We start from the raw sequence: 5981 nt of genomic DNA, 5'->3' as shown, positions 1-5981 counted from the left end.
CCGCCGGATCGAGCTGGACCGTGGTGGCTCGCCCGAACCGGGTGCTCTTCCGCGGCTGGTACGGCGGTTGGTCAGTGGCCGCCGAGGTGGGCCGCGATGTCGGCGGCGAGCGCGGCGGCCGCCTCCTGCGCGTCCCGTATGGCCTGGGCCGCGGCCTCGGCCTGCTGACGGGCCTGGGTCTGCTGCGCGAGCGCGGCCTGGTAGGCCGCCTCGGCCGCGTTCACCGGACACCCTTGGGGGCGAAGGCCAGGAAGCGGGTGGTCCAGCTGCCGCACTTGCGGCAGGTGTACTGCCGCGCCTTGTTGTCCGGCTTCATCTGGCGGCCGTGGCAGACCGGCGCCGTGTGGCGGGCCATCAGCGCTTGTCCTTCGGGGTGCCGGGGGCCGGCTTGGCCGGCGTCGGGTGGTGGCCGCCGCGGGAGGACTGGTAGGTCGTCTCGTGCTTCGGGTCGGGGCGGGTGCCGGGGGTCATCGGCATCGTCTTGCGAAGTGCCATGATGGGACTCCTGTCCGTTTGGATGGGGAGCCCCGGGGCGACCGCCCAACTGCCAAGAAAGCCGGTCGCCTCGGGGTCGTCTTTTTGGTGCTTCCGGCCCCTTCTCGGGGGCCGGTGTCCTGGGTGTCAGGGACCCCGTCAGGGGTCCTGTCAGGGTCCGTTAGGCGCCCGATAGAACCGCAGGTCAGACGGCCGATAGGCCGGTCTATCGGGCTCCCTGGATCTACCTCTGGGAGAGGGCCGGGGAAGGGGTCCGGTCGGGTTCCGGCAGACCCCCCGGGATGAGCCGCAGGACGGCCGGTACGGGGGTGCCGGCCGGGGCCTGAACCGAGGCCTCGGCGGGGGTGTCGGCGGCCGCCTCGGCGTGCCTCTCCCCGACCGCGCGAACGGGCACTTGGGCGGGGGCCGCAGCAGCGGCTGCGGGGGTCTCCCCCGGGGTCTGGACGGGGCCCTGGAAGTAGGCCGCGAGCAGGTCCGCGGGCCCCATCCCGAGGACGCAGGTGGCCGCGTCCACGCGCAGCCCCACCCGGGTCGTGGGCTTGCCCTCGATCCGCATGCCCAGCTTGGGCTCCACCGGCAGACCGCAGCCCTCCACCCAGGTACGGAGCTCGCTCACCTCCGTGTCCTCCGGGATCAGACGGGCGGCGGCCGCGGAGTCCACCACCACGTCCAAGTGGACCCCGGCCCGGCCCGCGCTCTCCGCCTCGGCCAGCGCGCCCATTACGTGCAGCAGCAGCGCTGTTCCCCGGTCGAGCACCGGTTCCGCCGCCTCAGCGTCCTCTGCGTTCTGCGGCTGCTCCTGGTCGTCGTCGCCGTCGGGCGGCTGGGGTGGGGCGACCGCGAGTGCGGCGGCCGCCCAGCCCACAGCGGCAGCTGCGGCGACGTACGGGCCGATCCCGTCCGGGATCATTGTGAGCAGCCGGGGGAGCGTGACGGAGAAAACGGTGCCCGCCACGCCGAACCCCACGACGGAGGCGGCGGCGAGGAACCCCAATGCCTCGCCCGCCGGGCGCCGCACGGGGGAGACCCGCGGGACGTCGGCCTCGTTCGGCTCCGGCTCCTTCGCCTTCTGGGCGGCGGCCACTGCCGCCTCGAAGGCGCGCTGCTGCCGCTCGTCGGTCGCCGCCGCGTCGCGGCACGCCATCGCCCACACCGCCGGGCCGAGGGCGACCAGCCGGGGCAGGCACCGGCAGATGCGACCGGCGAGGACGACGGAGCCGCGCAGCAGGGAGGACACCACCGTGCCGCTCCCCTGCAAGATCATTTTGACCTCGCCGCTGGCGCTCACGGGGTCAGCCGATCTTCTGCGCGATGGCGAGGCCGATGGTCTGGCCGACCGCCCACAGGCCGCCCGCCTGCGTGTAGATGAACCCGGCGGAGATGCCGAACAGGGCGGGCCACCACAAGGTCTTCCAGCGCGGCCCGAGGGCGCACAGCGTGACCAGGATCGCCGTGCAGCCCAGGCCCGGGTCACCGCTCGACACCGCCTCGGAGAAAGTCACCGGAACCTGGGCCACGCCGCGAACGGCGTCCGCGAACGTGCCACCGGCGGCCACTGCCAGCGTGCTGAACGCCACGCCCCAGCCCGTGGCCTTCTTCTTGTTGTCGATCTTGATCGTGTCGGAGCCGCGGAGCCCGAACAACAGGGCGGTGCCGGTGACCGTCGTCAGGCCGGCCAACGTCATCGGCCCCGCGAACCCGGTCCCTGCGGCGAGGGTGACGTCGGCGGCGATCTGCTGGGCGTTCACAGGGTGCCTCCGGGGGCGTAGAGGCCGACGCCCAGGGCGAGCGTGGCGAGAGGGATGCGGGCGGCCCAGCGGACAGGGGCGCGCCATGCGGCCGAGCGGGAGTCCAGGGCCCACCAGCAGATGCCGGCCAGGGCCCCGGCCGCGATGAGCGGGAGGAGCATGGAGGACCACGGCTCGGTCGCCGCCATCACGTCCGTGATCAGCGGCGCGGTGTTCTGGCCCCACAACGCGGCCCCGAGGGCCGCGGCCGGGCGGACAGCGAGCCCGAACAGGCCGGGCAGGCCGCGCAGAAAGCCGGTCGCCTTCCATGCCCCGTACGCCACGGCGCAGGTGATGACGAACGCCCCGCAGTTCGGGACGGAGCGGACGGCCGCCGCCATGAGCGGCTCGGCCCCCATCGGGTTGCCAGTGGCGAGCCACAGCGCGCCGTGCCCGGTCAGGGCGGCCGTCCCGTTGTAGGCGAGCCAGCGGCGGCCCTTGCTGTCCTGGGGCACCAGTGCGGTGGCGGCCGAGGTGATCCCGGCCGTGATCTGCGCGCGGCCCAGACGCCCCGTCAGGGCCTCAATCGTCGCGCGGGCCGTGCCCGTGGCGACCGGAGCCGCCACCGGAACAGCAGGACCGGCTGCGGTACGGCGGCGGCGCGCCCGGCGAGCCGCCCTCGTGGCCGGAGTCCCGGCAGAACTCGCGCTCACCGCTGCACCCCGTTCCGCAGCCGCTTGCCGAACAACTTCACGTGCAGCGCCCGCCGGTCCGCCTGCCGCATTCCCCCGCGCACCCCGATTACTTTCGAGGGGGTGGAGGACGCGGTCAGGTCCTCGCTCAGGCACCGAGCCAGAACCGGGCAGCCGTCGCAGTACGCCAGCGCCGTCCGCTCCGCCTCCGAGGGCACAGCCGCGCCCGCCGTCAGCTCCCACGGCTCCGGGTAGAACACGTCCGGGTCCACGCCAACACAGGCCGCACCGCCCGACCGCTCCCGGCGCACCGCCGGAGCGGGGGCCAGGTCCTCATACGCCCACAACCGGTCCAGCCAGTCAGCCGGCCGCGCCGCGGTCCACCCCGGCGAAAGCGGGGGCACCCCGACCATCCGGCTCACAGCTCCACTCCCAGTGCCCGCAAGCGCGCACGGATACGCAGTTCGTCCCCGCCCAGACCCAACGCCTCCGGCGTCGCCTGGGGGAGTTCAGCAGGTCCGGCGGTGCAGTGCCGGGGCGGTAATACCGTCCGCACCATGGCGGGGCACACGCCCCGCCCGGGGCGCCACCAGCGCCCCTTCTCTGCAACCATCACGAGAGTCGGTCCCCTCATCCACACACATGGGCAGGTCCGACAGCCAGTCCGGCGCTCCAACGTCGGACAATTCATGTCCTGCGCACTCCAATGCGAAGGACACCGTGCGGCCCCTGGCTCCAACCAGGGGCCGCACCGGCTGACATGAGATAACGTATACGCTATAAGCGGTGGGGTGCAAGCTTTTCGTATACGCTAAATCCCATTCGGAAGATCGATGGAGGGATCGGACGATGGCGGCTAGGTACGAGGAAATCGCCCGTGACCTGCGCGAACGAATCGCTTCGGGGGAGTACCCGCCGGGGGCGACATTGCCTCTCATGCGCGATGTCGCAGAGGAGTACAGCGTCAGTGACATCACGGTGCGCAAGGCGTACGGGCTACTCCGCCGCGAAGGACTGATCGAATCCCGCCGTCGCGCCGGCACCGTCGTCCGCGAACACCCGGACCGGCTGCGGCTCATCGTCAGGACACGCCAGATCGAGCGAGATGAACTCGGCTACTACAGCGGCCCGGAGTCACAACACTGGCGCCCCCTGCCTCACCCCGACGGCGAGAACACCAAAGTTGTGGCCCTTCCCGTCCCAACAGACATCGCCGACATCCTGGATGTCGAGACTGGCTACGAGCTGACTGTCCGGCGGCGCCTCATCGGCGACCCCGATGTGGAAACGCACCGCCAGCTCGCGGACAGCTGGATCTCTCCATGGGTAACCGAGGAGCTCCGGCAACTCACCGGCGGGACAGGCCTTGGTGGCATGTATGACCGCTTGGAGGAGTGGCAGGGAAGGCCGCTCCAGTGGCGCGAGGAAATCTCCGCCCGTATGCCAACGCCGGAGGAAGCCGAGGCGCTCGTCATGCCGCCGACTGGCGTGCCGCTGCTACGAGCCCTTCGTGTCACCTTCTTCCCTGCAAAAGGGAAGAAGCCAGAACGGATCGCCGAGGTCCAGGACATCCGAATGTCCTCCGAGATCTTCGCGGTCGGATACCCGCTGCCTCGCGGTGCCTCTGCCCAGTGGCCGGTGCCCCCGGCAACGGGCGACTACTACGAGACTCCACCCGAGGGCTAGGAAGCCAGAATGGGCGGACCGACACGCCTAGCGAAGCCCCGCGCCCTATGCAGGCCAGGTATGTTTCGCCTATCTACCTTGTGGAGGTGAAGGAATGACGACTGTTCATGATCCCGTGGCGGCGGTACAGGGGCTGCTGCGTAAGCACGCAGAGCTGCCGCCAGCACCGGTCCGCGCCCCTCTCCGTCGCGCTGCCGGCCTCACCCAGCAACAGGTGGCCGAGACGATCGGGGTGCAGCCTCTAGCCGTTCTGCGGTGGGAGTCCGGTTCTGTCGAGCCCCGACGGGGCCCGAAGCGCTCGGCGTACATCCAACTGCTCCACGGCCTGGCGCAGCGGTATCCCGAGGTCGTCACGGCCGCTTCCGGAGAGCCCTAGGGAAAACGCTTGAGGCCGCCCCTGCGCCAACAGGAACGGCCTCGATACAGCTATTCGACTCGCACGCCTCCAAGCAATCCGAGTCGTGTCCGGTGAGGTGACCTCGCCGGGGGTGATGCCCGTGGGCCTAGGCCCGCGTGGTCACCGATACCCAGGATAAGCAGCCTCTCATCCCGAGGCCACTATCTCCGGGCCCTATCTGGTCACACTGCCGTCCACGGCTCCCCACCAGGGGAGAACTTTCCCGTGTCTGACCTGCACGTCTTTCAGGCTAGCTACAACCCAGCGTGCCGACGTCTCACCCCCGTCCCCGCACGGCTGATCTTCGTTGGGGGTGCCCGATGAGCCGTCGGCCGTCGAATTCGCACCGCCCTAGCGTGAGCCGACCCGGCTCTACCGGCCTCCGCTTCGGCATGTTCGCCGTCTGCGTGGCGCGCGACCCTGACCCTGGCCTGAACAAGGGCGTGGCCAAGGGCCTGTATCCCCTCCTCGTGTCGTACGCGGATGTCAGTTCCCGGGATACGTCCCAGGGCTATCCGTACCGCGCCGCCCTCGCCGATTGCCTGGACTGCTCGAAGCAGACGGTGGACCGCGCTGCCTCGTACCTGGAGCAGGAGATCGGGCTGGTGAAGATCCACCGCCGGAAGGTGGAGGGCAAGGAAGACGAGAACGACGCCAACGTGTACGAAATCTTCGACGCGTGGCTGATCCACGGGGTTCCGGCACCGGTGGGTACCCCACCCCAACTGGTTGCCCGGTACGGACACACGATTCCCGGCTTCGACATCGACGCGTGGATGGCCGCGCACGCCCCCGACTTCGACTTGAGCGGCTGGCGTGCCGCCCACGACGAGCAGGTGCAGGCTCAGCAGGCCAAGCGCGCTGAGCAGCGGCGGAAGGAGAATGCCCGCCGCAAGAAGCCGGCGAAGAAGGACCAGCAGGGGGGTGGCGTCACCCATGACGCCACCCCTGGGGAGGTCGAATCAGAGGGGGGTAGCGTCACCC

General features: G+C 70.7%; 10 protein-coding genes. 3 read left to right on the top strand and 7 right to left on the bottom strand.

The genetic code is table 11. The features are described from left to right. Positions 1–71: 71 nt before the first annotated feature. From ACWGIU_RS27005 to ACWGIU_RS26975, 7 genes are all read right to left on the bottom strand, one after another. The gene (locus tag ACWGIU_RS27005) at positions 72–224 is read right to left on the bottom strand and encodes a hypothetical protein (protein ID WP_453709970.1); all 153 of its coding nucleotides are present in this window, start codon (positions 222–224) and stop codon (positions 72–74) included. Beyond that, the gene (locus tag ACWGIU_RS27000; protein ID WP_453709968.1) at positions 221–355 is read right to left on the bottom strand and encodes a hypothetical protein; all 135 of its coding nucleotides are present in this window, start codon (positions 353–355) and stop codon (positions 221–223) included. The genes ACWGIU_RS27005 and ACWGIU_RS27000 overlap by 4 nt, the downstream gene beginning before the upstream one ends. Then, positions 355–495: a hypothetical protein gene (locus ACWGIU_RS26995; protein ID WP_453709966.1), complete on the bottom strand. Its 141-nt coding sequence runs from the start codon at positions 493–495 to the stop codon at positions 355–357. The genes ACWGIU_RS27000 and ACWGIU_RS26995 overlap by 1 nt, the downstream gene beginning before the upstream one ends. 223 nt (positions 496–718) lie before the next feature. Then, positions 719–1783: a hypothetical protein gene (locus ACWGIU_RS26990; RefSeq protein ID WP_453709964.1), complete on the bottom strand. Its 1065-nt coding sequence runs from the start codon at positions 1781–1783 to the stop codon at positions 719–721. 4 nt (positions 1784–1787) lie between these two features. Further along, positions 1788–2243 (bottom strand): hypothetical protein, encoded by a 456-nt coding sequence (locus tag ACWGIU_RS26985; RefSeq protein ID WP_453709962.1) that lies wholly within the window; start codon positions 2241–2243, stop codon positions 1788–1790. After that, positions 2240–2848 carry a hypothetical protein gene (locus tag ACWGIU_RS26980; RefSeq protein WP_453709960.1) on the bottom strand — a complete coding sequence of 203 codons (609 nt, stop codon included), beginning with the start codon at positions 2846–2848 and terminating at the stop codon, positions 2240–2242. The genes ACWGIU_RS26985 and ACWGIU_RS26980 overlap by 4 nt, the downstream gene beginning before the upstream one ends. An 83-nt stretch (positions 2849–2931) precedes the next feature. After that, positions 2932–3327: a WhiB family transcriptional regulator gene (locus ACWGIU_RS26975; protein WP_453709972.1), complete on the bottom strand. Its 396-nt coding sequence runs from the start codon at positions 3325–3327 to the stop codon at positions 2932–2934. Positions 3328–3763: 436 nt separating this feature from the next. On the opposite strand from ACWGIU_RS26975, the gene ACWGIU_RS26970 reads away from it, so the two are divergent. The 3 genes from ACWGIU_RS26970 to ACWGIU_RS26960 form a co-directional block, all read left to right on the top strand. Continuing rightward, the gene (locus tag ACWGIU_RS26970) at positions 3764–4600 is read left to right on the top strand and encodes a GntR family transcriptional regulator (protein ID WP_453709958.1); all 837 of its coding nucleotides are present in this window, start codon (positions 3764–3766) and stop codon (positions 4598–4600) included. A gap of 94 nt (positions 4601–4694) precedes the next feature. Then, positions 4695–4976: a helix-turn-helix domain-containing protein gene (locus ACWGIU_RS26965; protein ID WP_453709957.1), complete on the top strand. Its 282-nt coding sequence runs from the start codon at positions 4695–4697 to the stop codon at positions 4974–4976. Positions 4977–5353: 377 nt separating this feature from the next. Continuing rightward, positions 5354–5981: hypothetical protein (locus ACWGIU_RS26960; protein ID WP_453709955.1), on the top strand; the 628-nt coding region annotated here is incomplete at its 3' end.

Source organism: Streptomyces sp. NPDC054840, from assembly GCF_053611065.1.
Note: the sequence above shows the minus strand (reverse complement) of the source record. Positions and strands in the feature narration are given on the sequence as shown.

Excerpts from the sequence above, each read along its gene's own strand:
- ACWGIU_RS26965 (WP_453709957.1), top strand. The coding sequence starts at position 4,695 with ATGACGACTGTTCATGATCCCGTGGCGGCGGTACAGGGGCTGCTGCGT.
- ACWGIU_RS26975 (WP_453709972.1), bottom strand. The coding sequence starts at position 3,327 with ATGGTCGGGGTGCCCCCGCTTTCGCCGGGGTGGACCGCGGCGCGGCCG.
- ACWGIU_RS27000 (WP_453709968.1), bottom strand. The coding sequence starts at position 355 with ATGGCCCGCCACACGGCGCCGGTCTGCCACGGCCGCCAGATGAAGCCG.
- ACWGIU_RS26970 (WP_453709958.1), top strand. The coding sequence starts at position 3,764 with ATGGCGGCTAGGTACGAGGAAATCGCCCGTGACCTGCGCGAACGAATC.
- ACWGIU_RS26995 (WP_453709966.1), bottom strand. The coding sequence starts at position 495 with ATGGCACTTCGCAAGACGATGCCGATGACCCCCGGCACCCGCCCCGAC.